The following is a 22,785-nucleotide window of genomic DNA, read 5'->3' as shown; positions in this document are numbered from 1 at the left end:
CTCGACTGAACGCTTCCGTTCATGCGGGGGCTATGGGCGACGGTCAGGCCGGCGTGACGACCTCGACGAGCTGGTGCATCTGCTCGACGTCACGGCAGGTGACCAGGAGCATGGTGACGCCGGCGTCCTCCCACACCTTCACCTGCTGACGGACCTCGTCGAGGTTTCCGATGATCATCGTGTCGGTGACCATGTCGTCCGGCACCATCGCGACCGCTTCCTCCTTGCGGCCGGACAGGAACAGCTTCTGGATCTCCTTGACCTCCTCGCCGTACCCCATCCGGGTGTACACCTGGGCGTGGAAGTTCAGTTCCGCGGCGCCCATGCCGCCGACGTACAGCGCGGTGATCGGCTTGAGCCGGGCGATCTCGGCGGCGCGGTCCTCGGTGACGACGACCTGGCACGTCGCGGCGATCTCGAAGTCCTCGCGGCTGCGGCGGGCACCCGGTCGCGCGAAGCCCTCGTCGAGCCACTCGTTGTACATCGGCGCGAGCCGCGGCGTGTAGTAGATCGCCAGCCAGCCGTCCGCGATCTCCGCGGTGAGCGCCACGTTCTTCGGCCCCTCGGCACCGAGCCAGATGGGCAGGTCGGCGCGCAGCGGGTGGGTGATCGGCTTGAGCGGCTTGCCCAGACCCATCCCGTCCTCGCCGCGGTACGGCAGCGGGTAGTGCGGCCCGTCGTTGGTCACCGCTGCCTCGCGCGCCAACACCTTTCGGATGACGGAGACGTACTCACGGGTGCGCGCCAACGGCTTCGGGAACGGCTGCCCGTACCAGCCCTCGACGACCTGCGGTCCGGACACGCCGAGGCCGAGGATCGCGCGACCACCCGACAGGTGGTCGAGGGTCAGCGCGTGCATCGCGGCATTGGTCGGCGTCCGGCCGGAAAGCTGTGCGACGGAGGTGCCGAGGCGGACCCGCTCGGTGCTCGAACCCCACCACGCGAGCGGCGTGAACGCGTCGTTGCCCCACGATTCCGCGGAGAACACGGCATCGAAACCACAGCGGTCGGCTTCTGTAACGAGTTCCTGCGCGTTCGCGGGCGGCTGCGCACCCCAGTATCCGAGTTGCAACCCCAGCTTCATTTGCGTGCCTCCGTGTTTTCCCATATCCGCCGCACTTCTTCAGTGACTCTTGCCACAGTAATAAGAACCTGTTCTACTCGAATCCGTGACCCCTGAAAAGACCCAACCGGCCGACCAGCCGCTGAGAGCACCGCTTAATCTCAAATTCGACTACACCCGATCGGTGGGACCGACCATCGGTGCGTTCGTGACCGGTCTCCGGGACCGGAAGGTCGTCGGCGCCCGCGGTTCCGACGGTCGCGTCCACGTGCCGCCACCCGAGTTCGACCCGGCCACCCTCGAGCCGATGACCGACTTCGTCGACGTCTCGGACACAGGCACGGTCGTCAGCTGGACCTGGATGCCCGATCCGATCGAGGGCCAGCCGCTGGGCCACCCGTTCGCGTGGGCACTGGTCAAGCTGGACGGCGCGGACACGTCGATCCTGCACGCCGTCGACGCCGGATCGGCGGACGCGATGAGTACCGGAATGCGGGTGCGGGTCCGCTGGGCCGACGAGCGAACCGGGCACATCCGCGACATCGCGTGCTTCGAACCCGGCGAGAGCGAGTCCACGCCGGCTCCCGCCGGCGGCGACCCGGTCACCGACATCGTCACCCCGATCGACCTGCACTACACGCACACCGCGTCGTTCGAGGAGTCGTACTACCTGCGTGGCCTGATGGAGGGCAAGGTCATCGGCGGCCGCACCGACGCGAACGGCAAGGTGTACGTCCCACCGCGCGGCGCCAACCCGACCGACGGTGTCCCCACCAAGGAGCAGGTCGAGGTCTCCGACAAGGGCACCATCACCACGTTCTGCATCGTCAACGTCCCGTTCATGGGCCAGCAGATCAAGCCTCCGTACGTGGCCGCCTACGTGCTGCTCGACGGCGCCGACATCCCGTTCCTGCACTTGATCCTCGATGTCGACGCCGCCGAGGTCCGGATGGGCATGCGCGTCGAGGCCGTCTGGCGGCCGAAGGACGAGTGGGTGTACTCACTCCGCAACATCTCCCATTTCCGCCCGAGCGGTGAGCCGGACGCGGACTACGACACCTACAAGCACCATCTCTAGGAGCCGGTAAGACCATGACAGACATTGCAGTCGTCGGCTTCGCACAGGCCCCTCATGTGCGCGAGACCACCGGCACCACCAACGGCGTCGAGATGCTCGTCCCCTGCTTCCAGCAGTTGTACGCGGAGCTGGGAATCACCAAGTCGGACATCGGTTTCTGGTGCTCCGGCTCGTCCGACTACCTGGCCGGCCGGTCCTTCTCGTTCATCTCCGCGATCGACTCGATCGGCGCCGTGCCGCCGATCAACGAATCGCACGTCGAGATGGACGCCGCCTGGGCGCTGTACGAGGCCTGGGTCAAGATCATGACCGGCGAGGTCGACACCGCACTCGTGTACGGGTTCGGCAAGTCCTCCGCGGGCAACCTCCGCCAGATCCTCGCGATGCAGATGGATCCGTACGTCGTGGCGCCGCTGTGGCCGGACTCGGTCTCGGTCGCGGGCCTGCAGGCGCGGCTCGGTCTCGATGCGGGCAAGTGGACCGCCGAGGACATGGCGGAGATCGCCAAGCGCAACCGCGCGGCCGCCAAGAACAACCCGAACGCCCAGCTCTCCGGGGACGTCGACGTCGAGGCGCTGCTGGCGTCCGAGTACGTCGCGGATCCCCTGCGGGCGCACGACTGTGCCCCGATCACCGACGGTGCTGCCGCGATCATCCTGGCCCGTGGCGACCGTGCCCGCGAACTCTGCGAGCGTCCGGCGTGGATCACCGGTATCGAGCACCGCATCGACTCCCCCAACATCGGGTCGCGCGACCTGACGGTGTCCCCGTCCACCGCCGCGGCCGCTCGTGCCGCGACCGGTGGTGACGTCTCGAACATCGACGTCGCCGAGTTGCACGCCCCGTTCACACACCAGGAGATCATCCTGCGTGAGGCGATCGGCCTGACCGACGCCACCACCATCAACCCCTCGGGTGGCCCGCTCACCGGCAACCCGATGTTCGCGGGTGGCCTCGAGCGGATCGGCTACGCGGCCCGTCAGATCATGAGCGGTGACGCCCAGCGCACCCTCGCCCACGCCACCAGTGGCCCTGTGCTGCAGCAGAACCTGGTCGCAGTCATGGAAGGACGCAACTAATGGCGAAGCAACTGGCAGCCGTCCTCGGCACCGGCCAGACCTATTACGTCGCCAAGCGGCACGACGTGACGATGGCGGGCATGATCCGCGAGGCCGTGGACCGCGCGATGGCCGACGCCCACGTCGGCTGGGACGACATCGACGCCATCGTCATCGGTAAGGCCCCCGACCTGTTCGAGGGCTCGATGATGCCGGAGCTCGCGATGTCGGACGCACTGGGCGCCAACGGCAAGCCGCTGCTGCGCGTCCACACCGCCGGCTCGGTGGGCGCCTCGACCGGCAACGTCGCGGCCAGCCTGGTGCAGTCCGGCGTGCACAAGCGAGTGCTCGCGGTGTCCTGGGAGAAGCAGTCCGAGTCGAACGCCATGTGGGCGCTGTCCACGCCGGTGCCGTTCACGATGCCCGTCGGCGCGGGCGCGGGCGGGTTCTTCGCCCCGCACGTGCGCTCGTACATCCGCCGCTCCGGCGCGCCCGATCACATCGGCGCCATCGTCGCGGTCAAGGATCGCCGCAACGGTGCGCTGAACCCGTACGCGCACCTCAAGCAGTCCGACATCACGGTCGAATCGGTGCAGGCGTCCCAGATGCTGTGGGACCCCATCCGATACGACGAGACCTGCCCGTCGTCGGACGGCGCCTGCGCGATCGTCATCGGCAACGAGGATGCCGCGCAGGAGATCCTGTCCGAAGGCCGCAAGGTCGCGTGGATCCACGCCACCGCGATGCGCACCGAGCCGCTGTCGTACGCCGGCCGCAACGTCGCCAACCCGCAGGCCGGCCGCGACGCCTCCGCCGCCCTGTGGAAGGCCGCGGGCATCACCGATCCGCTCACCGAGATCGACGAGGCCGAGATCTACGTGCCGTTCTCCTGGTTCGAGCCGATGTGGCTCGAGAACCTCGGGTTCGTGCCGGAGGGTGAGGGCTGGAAGTTCACCGAGGCCGGCGAGACCGCGATCGGCGGCCGGATGCCGGTGAACGCGTCGGGCGGCGTGCTCTCGTCCAACCCGATCGGCGCGTCCGGCATGATCCGGTACGCCGAGTCCGCGATGCAGGTGATGGAGCGGGCCGGCGACCACCAGGTCGACGGTGCCCGCAAGGCGTTCGGTCACGCGTACGGCGGTGGCTCGCAGTACTTCGCGATGTGGGTGGTCGGCTCCGACCGTCCCACCAACTAGGAGAGGAAGCCGCTCGTGAAGTTCACCGTCGGAATCGCGATGAGTCCGCTCGAGCAGTTGGTGCCGCTCGCGCAGACCGCGGAGGAGTGCGGGTTCGCGAACATCGGTCTGCCGGACTCGCTGTTCTACATGGAGACCGCGGCAGCGGACTACCCGTACACCCCGGACGGCTCCCGGATGTGGAACGCCGAGACCCCGTGGGTGGACCCGCTGGTCGCCGCCGCGGCGATGGGCACCGCCACCTCGACGATCGGCTTCTACACCAACGTCCTCAAACTGGGCTCCCGCAATCCGCTGCTGTTGGCCCGGCAGGTCGGCTCGGTGGCGAACCTGACGAACAACCGCTTCGGATTCGGCGTCGGGATCGGTTGGGCGCCGGAAGAGTTCGAGTGGTGCGGGGTGCCGTACGCGAAGCGCGGCGCCCGCGTCGACGAGATGATCGAGGTCATCAAGTTGGTCCTCGCCGGGGGCATGGTCGAGTACCACGGCGAGTTCTTCGACTTCGATCGGCTGCAGATGAGCCCGGCACCGAGCAAGCCGGTGCCGTTCTACGTCGGCGGCCACACCGGGGTGGCGCTCAAGCGCGCGGCCCGGGTCGGCGACGGCTGGACGTCCGCGATGATGAAGTTCCGAGATCTGGTCGAGACGAAGCGCAAGCTCGACGACCTGCGGGCCGAATACGGCCGGGAGAACGAGCCGTTCGAGATCCAGGCGGTGTGCATCGACCGGTTCGGCAAGGACGGCTACGCCGAGATGGCCGAGGCGGGCATCACCGACGCCATCGTCGTTCCGTGGCTGTTCGACGGGGTCCCCTTCGACGGTCCGCTCGAGGCCAAACAGGACTCGCTGCGCAAGTTCGCCGCCGAGAACATCCACTAGGAGCGAGATGACCGAGACCACCGAAACCCGGGCCGCCGCCGCCGGCGGCGGCGAGCATCCGGCCCTGATCGCCTCGCGCGCATCGCAGTCCGCTGCCAGTGGCAAGCGCAAGCAGGAGTGGCTGGACCTGTTCGCCGAGGACGGCTGGGTCGAGGACCCGGTCGGCCCTTCGGGTTTCGACCCCGAGGGCAAGGGACACCACGGCCGCGAGGCGATCTCGAAGTTCTACGACATGACCATCGCGAACACGGACTCGCTGGAGTTCATCATCGATGATCAGTTGCTCTGCGGGAACGAGGTGGTGAACATCGGCCGGATCCGCACGGTGATGGCCGGCGCCCAGGTCGACGCGGAGGGCGTGTTCGTCTACCGCGTCAACGACGAGGGAAGGCTGCAGTCGCTGCGGGCCTTCTGGGAAGTCGAGCGGGCGATGAAGACCCTGAAGAAGCTGTAGACCACAGCAGGACGCACGAAGGGCCGCAACCCGGAACGGGTTGCGGCCCTTCGTCATGTCTCCGCGGTCCGACGGCCTGTCAGGCCATGGAGGTCGGACCGTGGAAAGCCAGCAGCGCCGGCGGAACCGTGCGGTTCCACCGGCGCTGCTTCGCGCTCCTGTCAGCTCGCCCTCATCGAGCTGCTAGTGCGCGACCGGGCAACCCCCACCGGTGCCCTGGGTCTTGTAATCCACCTGGTATTCCTTGAGGCCGTTGAGCCAACCGGAACGCAGGCGCCGCGGGTTGGCGACCTCGACGATGTCCGGCAGGAAGTCCGCGATGGCGTTGAAGATCAGGTCGATCTCCATGCGGGCGAGGTTGGCGCCGAGGCAGTAGTGGGCGCCGGTGCCGCCGAACGACAGGTGCGGGTTCGGGTCGCGGAGGATGTCGAACGTGTGCGGGTTCTCGAACACCTCCTCGTCGAAGTTGGCCGACACGTAGTTCATCACCACGCGCTGACCCTTCTTGATCGCGACGCCGCCGACCTCGGTGTCCTCGAGCGCGGTGCGCTGGAAGGCGGCAACCGGGGTGGCCCAGCGGATGATCTCGTCGGCGGTGGTCTTCGGGCGCTCCTTCTTGTACAGCTCCCACTGTTCGGGATTGTCCATGAACGCCTTCATGCCGTGCGTGGTTGCATTGCGCGTGGTCTCGTTGCCGGCCACCGCGAGCACGATCACGAAGAAGCCGAACTCCTCGGCGGTGAGCGCCTCGCCGTCGACGTCCGCCTCGATCAGCGTGGTGACGATGTCGTCGCCGGGGTTGGCCTTGCGGGCCTCGGCGAGCTGGTAGGCGTAACCGAGGACCTCCATGGACGCGGCCGCCGGGTCCATGTCGTTGTCCGGGTCGTCATAGGAGGTCATCTGGTTGGACCAGTCGAACAGCTTTCCGCGATCCTCCTGCGGCACACCGATCAGCTCGGCGATGGCCTGCAGCGGCAGCTCCGCCGCGACCTGGGTGACGAAGTCACCGCTGCCCTCCGCGGCGGCGGCCTTCACGATGGACTCGGCGCGATCCTGCAGCTCGTCCTTGAGTCCGTTGATGGCGCGGGGGGTGAAGCCGCGGGAGACCAGCTTGCGCAGCTTGGTGTGCTCCGGCGCGTCCTTGTTCAGCAGCACGAACCGCTGCAGTTCGATTGCCTCACGAGGAATGTCGTCGGCGAAGCGCGGGATCGCCGTGTTCTCCCAGGTGGAGAACACGTCGCTGCGCATCGAGACGTCCCGGATGTCCTCATGGCGGGTGACCAACCAGTAGCCACCGTCGTTGAAGCCACCGACACCGTCGGGCTGCTCGACCCAGTACACCGGCTCGGTCTTGCGGACCTCGGCGAGCTCCTCGACCGGGAGCCGGTGTGCGTAGATGTCGGGATCCGTAAAGTCGAATCCCGCGGGAATGTTGGGCTGTGCCACTGCTGTCTCCTGCCCTCGCGAACCATGTCGCAAAGTGATCTGTAACACGTTCTAATAATATTGAAGCACACCCCCTCGATCTAGGGAAGATCTCACACCAGAGTCCTTGCCGCGCTGGGGAACCTGTTCTACTTTTTGAAGTACAGATGGAAAGGAGCCCGCAGTGGGCACACCAGTAATCGTCGAGGCCGTCCGGACCCCGATCGGAAGGCGCGGCGGCTGGCTGTCCGGCCTGCACGCAGCCGACACCCTCGGTGCCGTGCAGACCGGTCTGCTCGAGCGCGCCGGAATCGACCCCCTCCTCGTCGAGCAGGCCATCGGCGGCTGCGTCACCCAGGTCGGCGCACAGTCCAACAACATCACCCGCACCGCATGGCTCGCCGCCGGACTGCCCTGGCAGGTCGGCGCGACCACCATCGACTGCCAGTGCGGTTCCGCGCAGCAGGCCAACCACCTCATCGCCGGCCTCATCGCCACCGGCGCCATCGAGGTCGGCGTCGCGTGCGGTGTCGAGCAGATGAGCCAGGTCCCGCTCGGCGCGAACGTCGCAGGCGACCACGCGGGTCCGCGCCGCCCCGAGTCGTGGGACATCGACATGCCCGCGCAGTTCGAGGCGGCCGAGCGGATCGCCCGCCGCCGCGGACTGACCCGCGCGGATCTCGAGGTCCTGGGCGTGCAGTCCCAGGCCCGAGCGAAGCAGGCCTGGGACGAGGGCCGGTTCGACCGCGAGGTCCTCGCGGTCAAGGCACCGGTCGTCGACAAGGAGACCGGCCCGACCGGCGAGTGGCAGACCGTCACCCGCGACCAGGGCCTGCGTGAGACCACTGCCGAGGGCCTCGCCGGACTCAAACCCGTGATGGAGGGCGCCATCCACACCGCCGGCACCTCCTCGCAGATCTCCGACGGCGCCGCCGCGGTGCTGCTGATGGACTCCGACCGCGCCCTCGCCCTCGGCCTCAAGCCCCGCGCCCGCATCGTTTCCCAGGTGCTCGTCGGCGCCGAGCCCGAGTACCACCTCGACGGCCCCGTCCAGGCCACCACGAAGGTCCTCGAGAAGGCCGGCATGCAGATCGGCGATCTCGACCTGTTCGAGATCAACGAGGCCTTCGCATCGGTCGTCCTGTCCTGGGCGCAGGTGCACGGTCCCGACATGGACAAGGTCAACGTCAACGGCGGCGCGATCGCCCTCGGCCACCCCGTCGGCAGCACCGGTTCCCGGCTGATCACCACCGCCCTGCACGAACTCGAGCGTCGTGACGCCTCGACCGCCCTGATCACGATGTGCGCCGGTGGCGCGCTCGCGACGGGCACCATCATCGAGAGGATCTGACGCCGCGATGAACCGCCCACCGTTGCTCGACACGAAGTTCACCCGCTCGATGATCAAGTGGATGTCGAAGTCGAACGTGGTCGCGTATCGGGTGACCGGTGGGCGCATCGGCGGCAAGTGGCGGGTCGGCAGCGCCGCGAAGACCGGGCTGCCGATCTGCCTGCTCACGACGACCGGACGCAAGTCCGGTGAGCCGCGCGTGAGCCCGCTGCTGTTCCTCGAGGACGGCGGGAAGATCGTTCTCGTCGCGTCGCAGGGCGGCCAGCCGAAGAACCCGCTGTGGTACCTGAACCTGAAGGCCGACCCGAACGTGACGATCCAGATCCGTTCGCAGGTACACAATCTCGTGGCCCACGTGGCCGACGACGACGAACACGCCGACCTGTGGCCGAAGCTGGTGGCGATGTACCCGGAGTTCGACGACTACCAGGCGTGGACCGATCGGAAGATCCCCGTCGTCGTGTGCTCGTAGAAATTCCGCGCCCGGTGGCAGACAATGCGAGATGAATCGCGCACTGTTTGCCCAACCGGATGAGGGAGAGATTCGCATGACGGCCGGCCCCCAAGATCAGATCCTGGACCGACGCGAGCTCGCGAAGGCGCTTCTCAAGGCGCTCGAGATGCGGCACGAGGTCCTCGACGCGATCGTCGACAGTGACGACCACGAGGGCGCGGTACGGGCCGTCAGCGGGTTGCTCGGCTCCACCTCCGCGAACGCGGAGATCGTGCTCGGGCTTCAGCTGGGACGCCTGACGAGGCTCGAGCGGGACCGGCTGCGCGACGAGGTCCAGAACCTGGACGCGACGCTGAAGTGGCTGCCGGAGCAGCGGCCCGCCGCGACCGGCGGCGGGGTCCGGCTGCGACCGTTCAGCGCCAGCGACACCGATGCCGAGTTGTTCCGGCTGCGCTCCGAGGAACAGTTCGGAGACGACGGCAAGCCCTGGTCTGCGGACCGGGTGGCGGCCGAACGCGCGGACGGCCTGCGCCGGGTCGACGACGAGACGGCGGCATGGTTCGTGTGCGAGGACGTCAGCGGCGACGCCCCGCGCGGTGTCGGCCTGGTGTTCGGCGAACTGACGGGCCAGGAGGTCGACATCGCGGTGTGGGTCGCGCCGCAGTCCCGCAAGCACGGCTACGGCACCGCCGCCCTCAAGCAGTCGCGCACCGAGTTGGCCGCCTACTTCCCCGGCACCGTCGTCGTCGTTCGCACTCCCGCCGGATAGGCGCTACGCACCCGTGAGTCCTTTGGCCCTTCAGCGGGCCAAAGGACTCACGGACGGCGGAGCCGCCTACGCGCCGTAGACGGGCGTCGGCACCTCGGCCTTCGCCAGCAGGTCCGCGACGACCGGGCCCAGTTCCTTCGGATCCCAACGCTCGCCCTTGTCCTGGGCGGGTCCGTGGCGCCAGCCCTCGGCGACGGTGACCTTGCCGCCCTCGACCTCGAAGACGCGGCCGGTGACGTCCTTCGACTCGGCGGAGCCGAGCCACACGACCAGCGGGGAGACGTTCTCCGGCGCCATCGCGTCGAAGCCCTCCTCCGGAGCGGCCATCGCCTCGGCCATCGCGCCACCGGCACCGACGGTCATGCGGGTACGCGCGGACGGGGCGATCGCGTTGACCGAAACGCCGTAGTTCTTCAGCTCGGCGGCCGCCTGGATCGTCATCTCGGCGATGCCGGCCTTGGCCGCGGCGTAGTTGCCCTGGCCGATGGAGCCCTGCAGGCCCGCGCCCGAGCTGGTGTTGATGATCCTGGCGTCGACCGGACGTCCGGCCTTGGACTCGGCGCGCCAGTAGGCGGCGGCGTGACGCAGCGGCGCGAAGTGGCCCTTGAGGTGCACCCGGATCACCGAGTCCCACTCCTCCTCGCTCATACCGACGAGCATCCGGTCGCGCAGGAAGCCCGCGTTGTTGACCAGCACGTCCAGGCCGCCGAAGGTGTCGAGCGCCGTCTTGATCAGGTTCTGGGCACCCTCCCAGTCCGCGACGTCGTCGCCGTTGACGACCGCCTGGCCGCCGGCCGCGATGATCTCGGCGACGACCTGCTCACCGGGGCTCTCGCCGGTGGCGGTGCCGTCACTGCCGACGCCGATGTCGTTGACGACGACCTTCGCACCCTCAGCCGCGAACGCCAGTGCGTGCGCCCGCCCGATGCCGCGGCCCGCGCCCGTCACGATGACGACGCGACCGTCTACCAGTCCGCTCACTTGTTCTCCTCCGTTGTTGCCGCCGCCGCCAGGAAGGCGGGGCGCTCACCGCCACCGTGGACGGTCAGGGTCGAGCCGCTGACGTAGGACGCCAGCGGCGATGCCAGGAATGCTGCACAGTTCCCGATGTCGTCGGGGCGGGCGAGCCTGCCCAGCGGGACGGTCTCGCCGACCGCCGCCACACCCGCGTCGTCGCCGTAGAACAGGTGCGACTGCTCCGTCTCCACCATCCCGACGACGACCGAGTTGACCCGCACCTTCGGCGCCCACTCCACCGCCAGGGACTGCGACAGGCTGTCGATGCCGGCCTTGGCCGCGCCGTAGGCGGCGGTCCCCGGCGACGGCCGCGAACCACTCACGCTCGAGATGTTCACGATCGAGCCGCCACCGTCCTGAGCCTGCATCACGGCGTTCGCGGCCTGCGCGACGAGCAACGGCGACAACAGGTTCAGCTCGACGATCTTCGAGTGGAACCGGGGGCTCGCCTCGGAGGCCAGCGCGGACGGCGACCCGCCTGCGTTGTTGACCACGGCGTCGAGACGGCCGTACCGCTCGACGATGGTGTCCACCATCGCCTGCACCTGTTCGGGGTTGCGGACGTCGCAGGCGATGAAGTCGACGGCACGCCCGTCCACCTCGATCGGCTCGTCCGCGGGGCGCCGGGCACACGTCACCACCGTCGCACCCGCCCGCAGGAACGTGCGGCTGATACCCGCCCCCACACCCCGCACGCCACCCGTGACGAGCACGACGCTGCCACTCAGACCCAGATCCACCACGTACCTCCGCTGTCAGCGACCCCCTCACGGTCGCCCGATGATTCGCCTGCGAGCCGGGGGTGCCCTCCGTTCCACCGGTAACGGACTCCAGCCCGGCCCGCAGGTGTGCTAACTTACCAAGCAATCGCTTGGTTTGGCGACCTACCTAAGGAAACACGATGGGAATCACCTCAACTTCCGACGGGGCCGGCATCACCACGGTCACCGTCGACTACCCGCCCGTGAACGCCATCCCCTCGACGGGATGGTTCGAACTGGCAGACGCGATCCGCGAGGCCGGCAAGGACATGAGCACCCATGTGGTGATCCTGCGAGCCGAGGGACGCGGCTTCAACGCCGGCGTCGACATCAAGGAAATGCAGGCCACCGAGGGTCACGGCGCCCTGATCGCGGCAAATCACGGCTGCGCGGCAGCGTTCTCCGCCGTCTACGACTGCGAGGTTCCGGTCGTGGTGGCGGTCAACGGGTTCTGCGTCGGCGGCGGCATCGGCCTGGTCGGCAACGCAGACGTCATCGTCGCCTCCGACGACGCCATCTTCGGCCTGCCCGAGGTGGACCGCGGTGCGCTCGGCGCGGCCACGCACCTCGCCCGCCTGGTCCCCCAGCACATGATGCGCACGCTGTACTACACGGCCAAGAACGTCGACGCCCAGACCCTCAAGCACTTCGGTTCCGTGTACGACGTGGTCCCGCGTGCCGAACTCGACGCCTGCGCGCTGAAGATCGCCGGTGAGATCGCCGCCAAGGACACCCGGGTCATCCGGCGCGCCAAGGAAGCGATCAACCGCATCGACGTGATGGACGTGCACACCAGCTACCGGATCGAGCAGGGCTTCACCTTCGAGCTGAACCTGGCCGGCGTCGCCGACGAGCACCGGGACGAGTTCGTCGCCACCGGCAAGCCGAAGTCGAACACCACCGCACCCAAGGGAGAGGGCAACTAATGGCCGAGAAGCGCGACAAGCGCCGCTCACTGGACGAGGCCGTCGCCGGCATCCAGAGCGGGATGACCATCGGCATCGGCGGCTGGGGCTCCCGGCGCAAGCCCATGGCCCTCGTGCGCGCCCTCCTGCGCAGCGACGTCAAGGACCTGACCGTCGTCGGCTACCTGGGCCCGGACCTCGGTCTGCTGATCTCCGCCGGCAAGGTCAAGCGTGCCTACTACGGCTTCGTGTCCCTGGACTCGGCGCCCTTCTACGACCCCTGGTTCGCCCAGGCCCGCGTCGCCGGGACCATCGAGTCCCGCGAGATGGACGAGGGCATGGTCAAGGCCGGCCTGCAGGCCGCCGCCGCGCGCCTGCCGTTCATGCCGATCCGCGCCGGCCTCGGTTCGGATGCGCAGACCGTCTGGGGCGACGAGCTCAAGACCGTCGCGTCCCCGTACCCGGACGCCGACGGACGCACCGAGACCCTGATCGCGATGCCCGCGTTCAAGCTCGACGCCGCCCTGGTTCACCTGGATCTGGCCGACGAGCGCGGCAACGCCGCCTACACCGGCGTCGACCCGTACTTCGACGACCTGTTCTGCCTCGCGGCCGAGCAGCGCATCCTCAGCGTCGACAAGATCGTCTCGACCGAGGAACTCGTCAAGTCCGTCCCTAACCAGGCCCTGATCCTGAACCGCGCGATGGTCGACACCGTCACCGAGGCCCCGAACGGAGCCCACTTCACCTTCGCCGGCGGGTACAAGCGCGACGAGAAGTTCCAGCGCCACTACGCCGAGGCCGCCAAGACCCCTGAGGCATGGCAGGCCTTCGCCGACACCTACCTGTCCGGCAGCGAGGACGACTACCAGGCCGCCGTGCGCAAGTTCGCAGAGGAGCAGAACGCATGACCGAGGTAACCCGCGCCGAGTACTGCGCAGTCGCGTGCGCCGACCTGTTCGCCGATGCCGGCGAGATCTTCGCCTCGCCCATGTCGACCATGTCGCTCATCGGTGCCCGCCTGGCGAAGCTCACCTTCGAGCCGGACCTGATCATCACCGACGGTGAGGCCCTGATCCTCGCCGAGGCCCCGGCGATCGGCGCCTCCGCGCCGATCGAGGGCTACATCCCGTTCTCGAAGGTCTTCGACGTGGTCGCGTCGGGTCGTCGTCACGTGGTGATGGGCGCCAACCAGATCGACAAGTTCGGCAACCAGAACCTCTCCGCGTTCGGCCCGCTCGACAAGCCGACCCGCCAGATGTTCGGCCTGCGCGGCGCCCCCGGCAACTCCATCAACCACGCCACCAGCTACTGGGTCGGAAAGCACTCCACGCGAGTGTTCGCCGATCAGGTCGACGTGGTGTGCGGTGTCGGCTACGACAAGGTGGACCCGGAGAACCCGGCGTTCCGCTTCCTGAACAACTACCAGGTGATCACCAACCTCGGCGTGTTCGACTTCCAGGGTCCCGGCCGCACCTTCCGTGCCGTCACCCTGCACCCCGGCGTCACCGCCGAAGAGGTCGCCGAGAACACCTCCTTCGAGGTGGCCGGGCTCGCCGAGGCGGGTGTCACCCGCGAGCCGACCGCCGAGGAGCTGCGCATCATCCGAGAGGTGATCGACCCGAAGAACTTCCGCGACCGCGAGGTGTCGGCGTGAGCCCGCAGGTTCTCCGCACCCCGCTCACCGAGCTGGTCGGCATCGAGCACCCGATCGTGCAGACCGGCATGGGCTGGGTGTCCGGCCCGCGCCTGACCGCGGCCACCTGCAATGCCGGCGGACTGGGCATCCTCGCCTCGGCGACGATGACCTACGACGAGCTCGAGGCGGCGATCAAGAAGACCAAGCAGCTCACCGACAAGCCGTTCGGCGTCAACATGCGCGCCGACGCGTCGGACGCCGGCCAGCGGTGCGACCTGCTGATCCGCGAGGGCGTCAAGGTCGCCTCGTTCGCGCTGGCGCCGAAGAAGGACCTGATCGCCAAGCTCAAGGACAACGGCATCGTCGTGGTCCCCTCGATCGGTGCCGCCAAGCACGCCGTCAAGGTCGCCTCGTGGGGCGCCGACGCGGTGGTCGTGCAGGGCGGCGAGGGCGGCGGGCACACCGGCGGTGTCGCGACGACGCTGCTGCTGCCGTCCGTCCTCGACGCCGTCGACATCCCGGTGATCGCCGGCGGCGGCTTCTTCGACGGCCGCGGCCTCGCGGCGGCGCTGTCGTACGGCGCGGCCGGTGTCGCGATGGGCACCCGCTTCCTGCTCACCAGCGACTCGGCGGTGCCGGACTCGGTCAAACAGCAGTACCTCCAGCGCGGCCTGACCGACACCACCGTGTCCGTCAAGGTCGACGGCATGCCGCACCGCGTGCTCAACACCGACCTGGTGAACGCACTCGAGAAGTCCAGCTACGCAAAGGGACTCGTCGCCGCCGGCAAGAACGCGATGAAGTTCAAGTCGATGACCGGCATGAAGTGGTCGACGCTCGTCAAGGACGGCCTGGCGATGAAGAAGTCCGGCGACCGCACCTGGCAACAGATCATCATGGCCGCCAATACCCCGATGCTGCTCAAGGCCGGCCTGGTCGAGGGCAACACCGAGGCGGGCGTGCTGGCATCCGGTCAGGTGGTCGGCATGATCGACGACCTGCCCAGCTGCCAGGAACTGATCGACCGCATCGTCACCGACGCGGTCAAGCGCATCGACGCCCTCGGCGCGCTGAAGGCGTGATCGGGGCACCACCCCACCGCTCCTGACCGAAGGGCACCTTCGTCCGGTTGAACCGGACGAAGGTGCCCTTCCGCCGTTTCGGGGGCCCGCCGCTTCAGGGGCTCAGCCGTTTCGGACCGCCGCTTCGATCCGCGCCCGCACCTCCGGGCGGCGCAGCGGCGGCACGGTCGACGGGGGCTGACGACGCTCCGGCAGGGCGTCGAGCAGGCGTTCGGTGGCCGCGGTGACCTCGGCGACCGCCCGCTCGAACGGATCCCGGGTGTGATCGGACAGTTTGTGGATTCCGCTGACCTTCCGGACGTACTGGACCGCGGCGGCCTCGATCTCCTCCGCGGTCGCAGCAGGCTCCAGCCCACGCAACTCGGTGATGTTTCGGCACATGCCCCGACCCTAGTCCCGGCCCGCCGGTCCCGCCGACGCCCGAGCCTGCCCGGGATCCGCGACCGAGCCGTGCGGGCCGGCATGCCAACGACCGCACCCGTGTCGATCTCGGCGGCCCGCGGCCCCGTCTCCGGTAATGTCCGCCACTGTGAAGCTGACGCGTGATCGTGAGGAGACCGGTGGGCCGGGTCGTCCGCGCGATCCGCAGGTCGACCTCGCGGTGCTCGATGCCACCGTCGCACTGTTGGTCGAGGCCGGATACCAGAAGACCACCATCCAGGCGATCGCCCGCCGCGCCCGGGTCAGCGCACCGGCGATCTACCGGAGGTGGGCGACTCGGGAAATGATCATCGAGGACGCCGTTTTCGGGCTGCAGGAGGACAACGACCATCCCCTCCCGCCGGTCACCGACAACCTGCGCGCCGATCTGCTGGCGTGGACCCGCAAGTTCCTCGACCGCACCGCCCACCCCGCCGCCCGCTCGGCGATCCCCGGACTGCTGTCGGCGTACCACCACCACGACGGCGTACACGAGCGCCTCGTGCAACGCGCCGAGGCGCCGACGCGCGCCGCACTCGTCGAACGCATCCTCGAGGCGGTCCCCGATGCCGGCGCGCGCGCCGAGACCACCGCGGGCATCGTGTTCGACATGCTGGTGTCCGCCACGATGATTCGGGGCGTCGCGCACGGCTACGAGGGTGCCGACGAGTGGTGCGAGCACCTCGCCGACGCCCTCCACTCCGTCATCGCCGCCCTGCGGTAGCGATCCCACCACCACGCGGACCCTTCGCCGCGCTGCAGGCGGTTCTCGCACCGAAACGACCGGAGGGCACCCCCGCTACGCGGGAATGCCCTCCGGGGTCGGTCGAACGCGGTTACTGCGCCAGGCGCTCGATGATGGTGACGTTCGCGGTGCCGCCACCCTCGCAGATGGTCAGCAGGCCGTAGCGGCCGCCGGTGCGCTCGAGCTCGTTGAGCAGCGTCGCCATCAGCTTGGTGCCCGTCGCGCCGAGCGGGTGGCCGAGCGCGATCGCGCCGCCGTTGACGTTGACCTTCGCCGGGTCGGCGCCGATCTCCTTGATCCACGCCAGCACGACCGGGGCGAATGCCTCGTTGATCTCGATCAGGTCGATGTCGTCGATGCTCAGGCCGGTCTTGGCCAGCGCGTGCTGGGTCGCCGGGATCGGAGCGGACAGCATGAAGATCGGGTCGTCACCGCGCGCGCTCATGTGGTGGATCCGGGCACGGGGCTTGAGGCCGTGCTTGGCGACGGCCTCCTCCGACGCGAGCAGCAGCGCGCTGGCGCCGTCGGAGATCTGGCTGGCGACGGCGGCGGTCATCTTGCCGCCCTCGACGAGCACGTTCAGCCCGGCCATCTTCTCGAGGCTGGTCTCCCGCGGACCCTCGTCGACGGTGGCGTCACCGAGCGGGACGATCTCGTTGTCGAAGCGGCCCGCGGCGATCGCCGCCTTGGCCCGCTCGTGGCTCTGCAGCGCCCACTTCTCCAGCTCTTCGCGGCTGATGTCCCACTTGTCGGCGATCATCTCGGCGCCCTTGAACTGGGACACCTCCTGGTCGCCGTAACGCTCGGCCCAGCCCTTCGACTCCGCGGTCGGGGTGCTGAAGCCGTACTGCTCGCCGACGATCATCGCCGCCGAGATCGGAATCTGGCTCATGTTCTGCACGCCGCCGGCGACGATCAGGTCCGCGGTGCCGGACAGGATCGCCTGCGCGCCGAACTGGATGGCCTGCTGGCTCGACCCGCACTGCCGGTCGACGGTCACGCCGGGCACGTGCTGCGGCAGCCCGGCCGCGAGCCACGACATCCGGGCGATGTTGCCGGCCTGGCCGCCGATGGCGTCGACGCAACCGAACACGACGTCGTCGACCTCGGACGGGTCGATGCCGGTGCGCTCGACGAGGGCCTTGACGATGTGGGCGCCGAGGTCGATCGGGTGGACGCCGGCGAGGGCGCCGTTCTTCTTTCCGATCGGGGTGCGGATGGCATCGACGATGTATGCCTCGGGCATTGGAACTCCTCCGGGTTAGGACCGTGACTCGGGGCTGGACAGCCCGTCGAGAACGATGGCGAGGTACTGCTTGGCGACGGATTCTGCGGTCTTCGGTCCACCGGGCCGGTACCACCGGACCGCGACCCACACGGTGTCCCGCAGGAAGCGGAAGGCGAGCTCGATGTCGATGTCGGGGCGGAAACTGCCGTCCGCGACGCCGGATTCGAGGACGGACACCCACAGCGTCCGGAACTCCCGGTTGCGCTGGGCGATGTACGCGAACCGCTCGTTGCCGACGAGGTGCTTGGCCTCGTCCTGGTAGATCGCGACGGCCGCATGCGAACTGTCGATGGCCTCGAACGAGGCGACCACCAGCGCCTCGAGGGTCGCGCGGGTGCCCAGACCCGCGCTGGTAATGACCTGGTAGCGGCCGAACAGGTCGTCGAGGAATCCGCGCAGGATCTCGTCGACCATGGACTCCTTGGAGTCGAAGTGGTGGTAGAGGCTGCCGGACAGGATTCCGGCGGCGTCGGCGATGTCGCGGACCGTGGTGGCGCGGGTGCCTCGTTCCGCGAACAGTCCGGCCGCGAGGTCGAGCAGCTCGGCGCGGCGACCGGATTTGTTGGCGGACTCTTCGGTGCGGGACGGTGGTGTCACCCCAACAGCATACCAACCAAGCGATTGCTAGGGTCAATGGATGGTTGAGTCAGCGCGCAGTGCCGTCGTGACCGGAGGGTCCGGCGGAATCGGAATCGAGATCGTCAAAAACCTCGCCGCCGCGGGACATCCCGTGGCACTGACCTACCGGTCCAACGCGAGCCGGGCCGAGGCAGTCGTCGCCGACGTGGTCGCGTCCGGCGGCCGCGCCCGCGCCGACCGGGTCGACCTCACCGATCCGGACGCGGTCGCCGAGTGGGCGGAGGGCGTGCGCGCCGAGTTCGGCGATCCGGCGGTGCTGGTGCACGCGGCCGGGCCGCACATCCCGATGGTGCACCTGTCGAAGGTCTCCCCCGCGACCTACGCCGAGCACCTGAACGCCGAGGCCACCGCGTTCTTCGCCGTCGTCCACGCATTCCTGCCCGCGCTGCGCGCGACCGGCGGGTCGGTGGTCGCGGTGACCACCGCCGCCACCGATCGCTACCCGGTCCGGGACGGCCTGTCGTCCGGGACCAAGGGTGCCGTCGAGGCGCTGGTGCGGGCGTTCGCGGTCGAGGAGGGACGGTTCGGGGTGCGGTTCAACGCGGTCGGACCGGGCATGCTCACCGACGGCATGGCGGAGCGCCTGATCGGCAGCGACGACCTGGACGAGCGCGCGCTGGCCGTGGCAACGAGCCGGATCCCGTTGGGCCGATTCGGCTCGGCCGTGGACATCGCCGAGGCGGTCGGCTTCCTCGCGAGCGAGAAGGCCGGCTTCATCAGCGGCCAGAAGATCAACGTCGACGGCGGCTACTCCGTCTGACCGTTCCCCCGGACTTCCCTCCTACCCCACCCACCAACGACCGAATGTGGGATCCGGTCACTTGAAGTGACTGAATCCCACATTCGGTCAACCCGGGGTGGGTGCAGAGGATGGCGCGGCGTGGCGCGGACCCCCCGTTGCGTCAGGCGCGCTGGCTGGAGATGGAGACGATCTCGCCGGTCAGGTAGGTGGTGTAGTCGCTGGCGAGCATCGCGATGGTCGCGGCGATCTCCCACACCTCGGCGGCCCGGCCGTACGCCTCGCGGGACGCGAGGGTGTCGAGCAGTTCGTCGCTGGTGACCTTCGCCAGGAACGGGTGCTTGGCGATGGACGGGGCGACGGCGTTGATCCGGACGCCGTACTCGGCGGCCTCGATCGCCGAGCAGCGGGTCAGCGCCATGACGCCGGCCTTGGCGGCGGCGTAGTGCGACTGCGAGTGCTGCGCGCGCCAGCCCAGGACCGACGCGTTGTTCACCAGGACGCCGTTGTGCTCGACGCTCTTGAAGTACCGCAGCGCGGCGCGGGTCGCGCGGAAGGTGCTGGTCAGCGTGATGTCGACGACGCGGTCCCACTGCTCGTCGGTCATGTCGACGATCGGGGTCTCGCCGCCGAGACCGGCGTTGTTCACCAGCACGTCGATGCGGCCGAGCTTCTCGGCGGCACCGGCGATCAGGGCGTCGACCTGCTCGGTGCTGGAGACGTCGCACACGAACGATTCGATCTGCTGGCCGCCGAACTCGGCGGCCAGCTTCTCGACGGTCTCGCCGAGGCGGCGCTCGTGGAAGTCAGAGACCAGGACGTCGGCACCCTCGAGCAGCGCGCGGCGGGCGGTGGCGAAGCCGATGCCGGTGCCTGCGGCGGCGGTCACGACGACCTTCTTGCCCTTGAGCAGGTTGTGGCCCTCGATCTCCTCGGGGGCGACGGACAGCGGGGACTTGATGGTGGCGGTCACGGGCGTGCCTCTCGGGGAAGGCCGAGCACCCGCTCGGCGATGATGTTGCGCTGGATCTCGTTGGATCCGCCGTAGATGGTGTCGGCGCGAGCGAACAGCCACAGGCGCTGCAGGTCGTTCAGTTCCTCGCCGGGCTCGGTGTTCTCGACACCCACGAGCGAGGCCGCACCCTGGACCTCCATGGCGAGTTCGCCGAGGCCGCGGTGCCAGTTGGCCCACAGCAGTTTGGCGACCGACGCCTCGCCGCCGTTGGCGCTCGCGTCGACGCTGGCGAGCGTGCGCAGCGCGTGGGCGCGGATGACCTGCAGGCTCATCCAGGCGCGGGAGATCTTGTTGCGGATGGCGGGATCCTTGGCCGCGCCGTTGCGCTCGGCCAGTTCGACGATCGACTCGAGTTCACGGGCGAAGCCGATCTGCTGGCCGAGGGTCGAGACGCCGCGCTCGAAGGTGAGCGTGCCCATCGCGGTGGCCCAGCCGTTGCCCTCGCCGCCGACGACGAGGTCCGCGTCGGTGCGGGCGTTGTCGAAGAACACCTCGTTGAACTCGGAGGTGCCGGTCAGCTGGATGATCGGGCGGACCTCGATGCCCTCCTGGTTCATGGGAACCAGCAGGTACGACAGGCCCTTGTGGCGGGACGAACCCGGCTCGGTGCGCGCGACGACGAAGCACCAGTCGGCCAGGTGCGCGAGCGACGTCCAGACCTTCTGGCCGTTGACGACCCACTGGTCGCCCTCGAGGCGCGCGGTGGTCGACACGTTCGCGAGGTCGGAGCCGGCGCCCGGCTCGGAGTAGCCCTGGCACCACAGTTCGGTGACGGTCTTGATGCCCGGCAGGAAGCGCTGCTTCTGCTCCTCGGTGCCGAACGCGATGAGCGTCGGGCCGAGCAACTCCTCACCGATATGGCTCACGCGTGCGGGTGCGTTCGCACGCGCGTACTCCTGATGGAAGATGATCTGCTGGCTCAGCGTCGCCTCGCGTCCGCCGTACTCCTTCGGCCATCCGAGGCAGGTCCAGCCGGCGGCGGCCAGGTGGCGATCCCACTCGAGGCGTTCCTCGAACGCCTCGTGCTCACGCCCCGGCCCACCCAGGCCCTTCAGCTCGGCAAACTTCCCGGAGAGGTTCTCTTCGAGCCATTCGCGTACTTCTTTGGCGAATGCCGCGTCGGCGGCCTCGCTCTCACCCTGGCTAACGTCCACAGCGATACGGTACCCTACCAAGCACTTGCTTTGTATAGAGGTTCCGCCTCGTTGAGGAGAGATTGTGAGCACGAATGTGACCACCGGGCCCCGGACGACCCCGGCCACGCTGTGGCGCGCCGCTGAACAATTCGGGTCGAACGAGGCCGTTGCAGACGGATCCGAGCGCATCACCTACACCGAACTGCTCGACCGCGTGCGCACCGCCGCGCGGGCGCTGATGGCCAAGGGTGTCCAGGCCGGCGACCGCGTCGCGGTCTGGGCGCCCAACACCTACCACTGGGTCGAGGCCTTCCTGGCCGCCCAGTACGCCGGTGCGACGCTGGTGCCGATCAGCACCCGCTACACCGGCCACGAGGCCCTCGACATCCTCGAGCGCACCAAGGCGAAGGTCCTGGTCGTGCCGGATCGCTTCCTCAAGGCCGATCGCCTCGCGGACGTCCTCAAGGCCGCGGGCGAGGGCGGAATCCCGACACTCGAGCTCGTGGTGCGCACCCCGTCGGACGATCCGGCCTCCGGCGCCCCGACGACGGAGTTCCCGGGTGGCGAGATCCTCGAGTGGGATCAGATCACCGCGGCCGCCGAGCCCGTCTCGGCGGAAGAGGCCGACGCCCGCGCTCGCGCCGTCTCCCCCGACGACGTCGCCGACATCCTGTTCACGTCCGGCACCACCGGCAAGAGCAAGGGCGTCATGACCGCGCACCGCCAGACCGTCGGGATCGCCGACGCGTGGGCCGACTGCGCCGAGGTCGACGACAAGGACCGCTACCTGGTCATCAACCCGTTCTTCCACACCTTCGGCTACAAGGCCGGACTCATGGTGTGCATCCTGCGCGGCGCGACGATCGTGCCCGCCGCGGTGTTCGACGTCCCCACGATCATGAAGATGATCGCCGACGAGAAGATCAGCGTGCTTCCGGGCGCCCCGACGATCCACCAGACGATCCTCGACTTCCCGACCCGCGGCGACTACGACCTGTCGAGCCTGCGCGTCGCGATCACCGGCGCAGCGGCAGTTCCGGTGGTGCTCGTCGAGCGCATGCAGGCCGAACTGGGCTACGACGCCGTCATCACCGCCTACGGCCAGACCGAGGCGGTCGTGGTGACGATGTGCCGCACCGACGACGATCCGGTCACCGTGTCGACGTCGTCCGGCCGCGCGATCCCCGGCATGGAGGTCAGGATCGGCGAGCAGGGCGAGATCCTGGTCCGCGGCGAGAACATCATGCTCGGCTACCTCGACGACCCCGACTCGACGCGGAAGACGATCGACGAGGACGGCTGGCTGCACACCGGGGACGTCGGAGTCCTGGACGAGCGCGGCTACCTCGACATCACCGACCGGCTCAAGGACATGTACATCACGAACGGCTTCAACGTGTATCCGGCCGAGGTCGAGAACACCCTGGCACGCATCGACGCCGTCGCCGAGGCCGCCGTCATCGGCATTCCCGACGAGCGGGCCGGCGAGGTCGGGCGCGCCTACGTGGTCGTCAAGCCCGGCGCCACACTGACCGCCGACGAGGTCGTCGCGTTCTGCAAGGAGCGCCTGGCGGGCTTCAAGATTCCGCGCGAGGTTCGGATCGTCGACGGTCTGCCGCGCAACCCGTCCGGCAAGGTGCTCAAGAACGACCTCCGTGAGGGGAAGGCATGA

At 68.8% G+C, this 22,785-nt stretch carries 24 protein-coding genes; 15 read left to right on the top strand and 9 right to left on the bottom strand.

All coding sequences use genetic code 11. The features are described 5' to 3' along the window. Nucleotides 1–43: 43 nt before the first annotated feature. Nucleotides 44–1,084: an LLM class F420-dependent oxidoreductase gene (locus ACWEPG_RS16035; protein ID WP_450117233.1), complete on the bottom strand. Its 1,041-nt coding sequence runs from the start codon at nucleotides 1,082–1,084 to the stop codon at nucleotides 44–46. Between the two features lie 85 nt (nucleotides 1,085–1,169). Between ACWEPG_RS16035 and ACWEPG_RS16030 the strand changes: the two genes are divergently transcribed. Genes ACWEPG_RS16030 through ACWEPG_RS16010 form a run of 5 tightly spaced genes read left to right on the top strand, consistent with a single transcriptional unit; the run spans nucleotide 1,170 to nucleotide 5,728 of the window. Then, nucleotides 1,170–2,141, top strand: a complete 972-nt coding sequence (locus ACWEPG_RS16030; protein WP_452594783.1) for a Zn-ribbon domain-containing OB-fold protein — start codon at nucleotides 1,170–1,172, stop codon at nucleotides 2,139–2,141. 14 nt (nucleotides 2,142–2,155) lie between these two features. Continuing rightward, entirely contained in the window at nucleotides 2,156–3,220 is a 1,065-nt protein-coding gene (locus ACWEPG_RS16025; RefSeq protein WP_450117231.1) for a thiolase domain-containing protein, read from the top strand. Further along, the gene (locus ACWEPG_RS16020; RefSeq protein ID WP_450133130.1) at nucleotides 3,220–4,395 is read left to right on the top strand and encodes a thiolase domain-containing protein; all 1,176 of its coding nucleotides are present in this window, start codon (nucleotides 3,220–3,222) and stop codon (nucleotides 4,393–4,395) included. Before ACWEPG_RS16025 ends, ACWEPG_RS16020 begins: the two co-directional genes overlap by 1 nt. Before the next feature lie 15 nt (nucleotides 4,396–4,410). Next, nucleotides 4,411–5,274 (top strand): TIGR03619 family F420-dependent LLM class oxidoreductase, encoded by an 864-nt coding sequence (locus tag ACWEPG_RS16015; RefSeq protein WP_450117229.1) that lies wholly within the window; start codon nucleotides 4,411–4,413, stop codon nucleotides 5,272–5,274. 7 nt (nucleotides 5,275–5,281) lie between these two features. Continuing rightward, on the top strand, nucleotides 5,282–5,728 hold the full coding sequence (locus tag ACWEPG_RS16010) for a nuclear transport factor 2 family protein (protein WP_452594782.1): 447 nt from the start codon (nucleotides 5,282–5,284) through the stop codon (nucleotides 5,726–5,728). A gap of 183 nt (nucleotides 5,729–5,911) precedes the next feature. On the opposite strand, the gene ACWEPG_RS16005 is transcribed toward ACWEPG_RS16010, so the two are convergent. After that, entirely contained in the window at nucleotides 5,912–7,174 is a 1,263-nt protein-coding gene (locus ACWEPG_RS16005; protein WP_450116885.1) for a cytochrome P450, read from the bottom strand. Between the two features lie 163 nt (nucleotides 7,175–7,337). Here ACWEPG_RS16005 and ACWEPG_RS16000 point away from each other — a divergent pair, with 163 nt between their 5' ends. The 3 genes from ACWEPG_RS16000 (at nucleotide 7,338) to ACWEPG_RS15990 (ending at nucleotide 9,727) form a co-directional block, all read left to right on the top strand. Further along, nucleotides 7,338–8,504: a steroid 3-ketoacyl-CoA thiolase gene (locus ACWEPG_RS16000; protein WP_450116884.1), complete on the top strand. Its 1,167-nt coding sequence runs from the start codon at nucleotides 7,338–7,340 to the stop codon at nucleotides 8,502–8,504. 7 nt (nucleotides 8,505–8,511) lie between these two features. Continuing rightward, entirely contained in the window at nucleotides 8,512–8,976 is a 465-nt protein-coding gene (locus tag ACWEPG_RS15995) for a nitroreductase family deazaflavin-dependent oxidoreductase (protein WP_450116883.1), read from the top strand. 76 nt (nucleotides 8,977–9,052) lie between these two features. Then, entirely contained in the window at nucleotides 9,053–9,727 is a 675-nt protein-coding gene (locus ACWEPG_RS15990; RefSeq protein ID WP_450116882.1) for a GNAT family N-acetyltransferase, read from the top strand. Between the two features lie 66 nt (nucleotides 9,728–9,793). Here ACWEPG_RS15990 and ACWEPG_RS15985 read toward each other — a convergent pair whose 3' ends face one another. Next, nucleotides 9,794–10,708, bottom strand: coding sequence for an SDR family oxidoreductase (locus ACWEPG_RS15985; RefSeq protein ID WP_450116881.1), 915 nt, complete (start codon nucleotides 10,706–10,708; stop codon nucleotides 9,794–9,796). After that, on the bottom strand, nucleotides 10,705–11,484 hold the full coding sequence (locus tag ACWEPG_RS15980; protein WP_452594781.1) for an SDR family oxidoreductase: 780 nt from the start codon (nucleotides 11,482–11,484) through the stop codon (nucleotides 10,705–10,707). The genes ACWEPG_RS15985 and ACWEPG_RS15980 overlap by 4 nt, the downstream gene beginning before the upstream one ends. 161 nt (nucleotides 11,485–11,645) lie before the next feature. Between ACWEPG_RS15980 and echA20 the strand changes: the two genes are divergently transcribed. The 4 genes from echA20 to ACWEPG_RS15960 are packed head-to-tail and all read left to right on the top strand — an operon-like array spanning nucleotide 11,646 to nucleotide 15,131. Beyond that, nucleotides 11,646–12,431, top strand: coding sequence for a (7aS)-7a-methyl-1,5-dioxo-2,3,5,6,7,7a-hexahydro-1H-indene-carboxyl-CoA hydrolase (gene echA20, locus ACWEPG_RS15975; protein ID WP_450133135.1), 786 nt, complete (start codon nucleotides 11,646–11,648; stop codon nucleotides 12,429–12,431). Then, a complete protein-coding gene (locus ACWEPG_RS15970) occupies nucleotides 12,431–13,321 on the top strand; it encodes a CoA transferase subunit A (RefSeq protein ID WP_050063664.1) in 891 nt (296 codons plus the stop codon). Before echA20 ends, ACWEPG_RS15970 begins: the two co-directional genes overlap by 1 nt. Further along, complete coding sequence (locus ACWEPG_RS15965; RefSeq protein ID WP_450133137.1) at nucleotides 13,318–14,067, top strand: CoA-transferase subunit beta; 750 nt, start codon at nucleotides 13,318–13,320, stop codon at nucleotides 14,065–14,067. The genes ACWEPG_RS15970 and ACWEPG_RS15965 overlap by 4 nt, the downstream gene beginning before the upstream one ends. Beyond that, nucleotides 14,064–15,131 (top strand): NAD(P)H-dependent flavin oxidoreductase, encoded by a 1,068-nt coding sequence (locus ACWEPG_RS15960; protein WP_450116877.1) that lies wholly within the window; start codon nucleotides 14,064–14,066, stop codon nucleotides 15,129–15,131. Before ACWEPG_RS15965 ends, ACWEPG_RS15960 begins: the two co-directional genes overlap by 4 nt. Nucleotides 15,132–15,233: 102 nt before the next feature. Here the strand turns inward: ACWEPG_RS15960 and ACWEPG_RS15955 are convergent, their stop codons facing one another. Further along, on the bottom strand, nucleotides 15,234–15,512 hold the full coding sequence (locus ACWEPG_RS15955) for a DUF2277 domain-containing protein (RefSeq protein WP_452594780.1): 279 nt from the start codon (nucleotides 15,510–15,512) through the stop codon (nucleotides 15,234–15,236). Nucleotides 15,513–15,660: 148 nt separating this feature from the next. On the opposite strand from ACWEPG_RS15955, the gene ACWEPG_RS15950 reads away from it, so the two are divergent. Continuing rightward, on the top strand, nucleotides 15,661–16,275 hold the full coding sequence (locus tag ACWEPG_RS15950) for a TetR/AcrR family transcriptional regulator (protein ID WP_452594779.1): 615 nt from the start codon (nucleotides 15,661–15,663) through the stop codon (nucleotides 16,273–16,275). Between the two features lie 112 nt (nucleotides 16,276–16,387). Here the strand turns inward: ACWEPG_RS15950 and ACWEPG_RS15945 are convergent, their stop codons facing one another. Then, nucleotides 16,388–17,542, bottom strand: coding sequence for an acetyl-CoA C-acetyltransferase (locus tag ACWEPG_RS15945; RefSeq protein ID WP_450116874.1), 1,155 nt, complete (start codon nucleotides 17,540–17,542; stop codon nucleotides 16,388–16,390). A gap of 15 nt (nucleotides 17,543–17,557) precedes the next feature. Further along, the gene (locus tag ACWEPG_RS15940) at nucleotides 17,558–18,181 is read right to left on the bottom strand and encodes a TetR/AcrR family transcriptional regulator (RefSeq protein WP_450116873.1); all 624 of its coding nucleotides are present in this window, start codon (nucleotides 18,179–18,181) and stop codon (nucleotides 17,558–17,560) included. A 40-nt stretch (nucleotides 18,182–18,221) separates the two neighbouring features. On the opposite strand from ACWEPG_RS15940, the gene ACWEPG_RS15935 reads away from it, so the two are divergent. After that, nucleotides 18,222–18,983: an SDR family NAD(P)-dependent oxidoreductase gene (locus tag ACWEPG_RS15935; protein ID WP_452594778.1), complete on the top strand. Its 762-nt coding sequence runs from the start codon at nucleotides 18,222–18,224 to the stop codon at nucleotides 18,981–18,983. 142 nt (nucleotides 18,984–19,125) lie between these two features. Here the strand turns inward: ACWEPG_RS15935 and ACWEPG_RS15930 are convergent, their stop codons facing one another. After that, complete coding sequence (locus ACWEPG_RS15930; protein ID WP_452594777.1) at nucleotides 19,126–19,935, bottom strand: SDR family oxidoreductase; 810 nt, start codon at nucleotides 19,933–19,935, stop codon at nucleotides 19,126–19,128. Beyond that, nucleotides 19,932–21,131, bottom strand: a complete 1,200-nt coding sequence (locus tag ACWEPG_RS15925) for an acyl-CoA dehydrogenase family protein (RefSeq protein WP_452594776.1) — start codon at nucleotides 21,129–21,131, stop codon at nucleotides 19,932–19,934. Before ACWEPG_RS15925 ends, ACWEPG_RS15930 begins: the two co-directional genes overlap by 4 nt. A 76-nt stretch (nucleotides 21,132–21,207) precedes the next feature. On the opposite strand from ACWEPG_RS15925, the gene ACWEPG_RS15920 reads away from it, so the two are divergent. Next, nucleotides 21,208–22,785: a FadD3 family acyl-CoA ligase gene (locus ACWEPG_RS15920; protein WP_452594819.1), complete on the top strand. Its 1,578-nt coding sequence runs from the start codon at nucleotides 21,208–21,210 to the stop codon at nucleotides 22,783–22,785.

The sequence above is a fragment of the Rhodococcus sp. NPDC004095 genome, from assembly GCF_053604015.1.
Note: the sequence above shows the minus strand (reverse complement) of the source record. Positions and strands in the feature narration are given on the sequence as shown.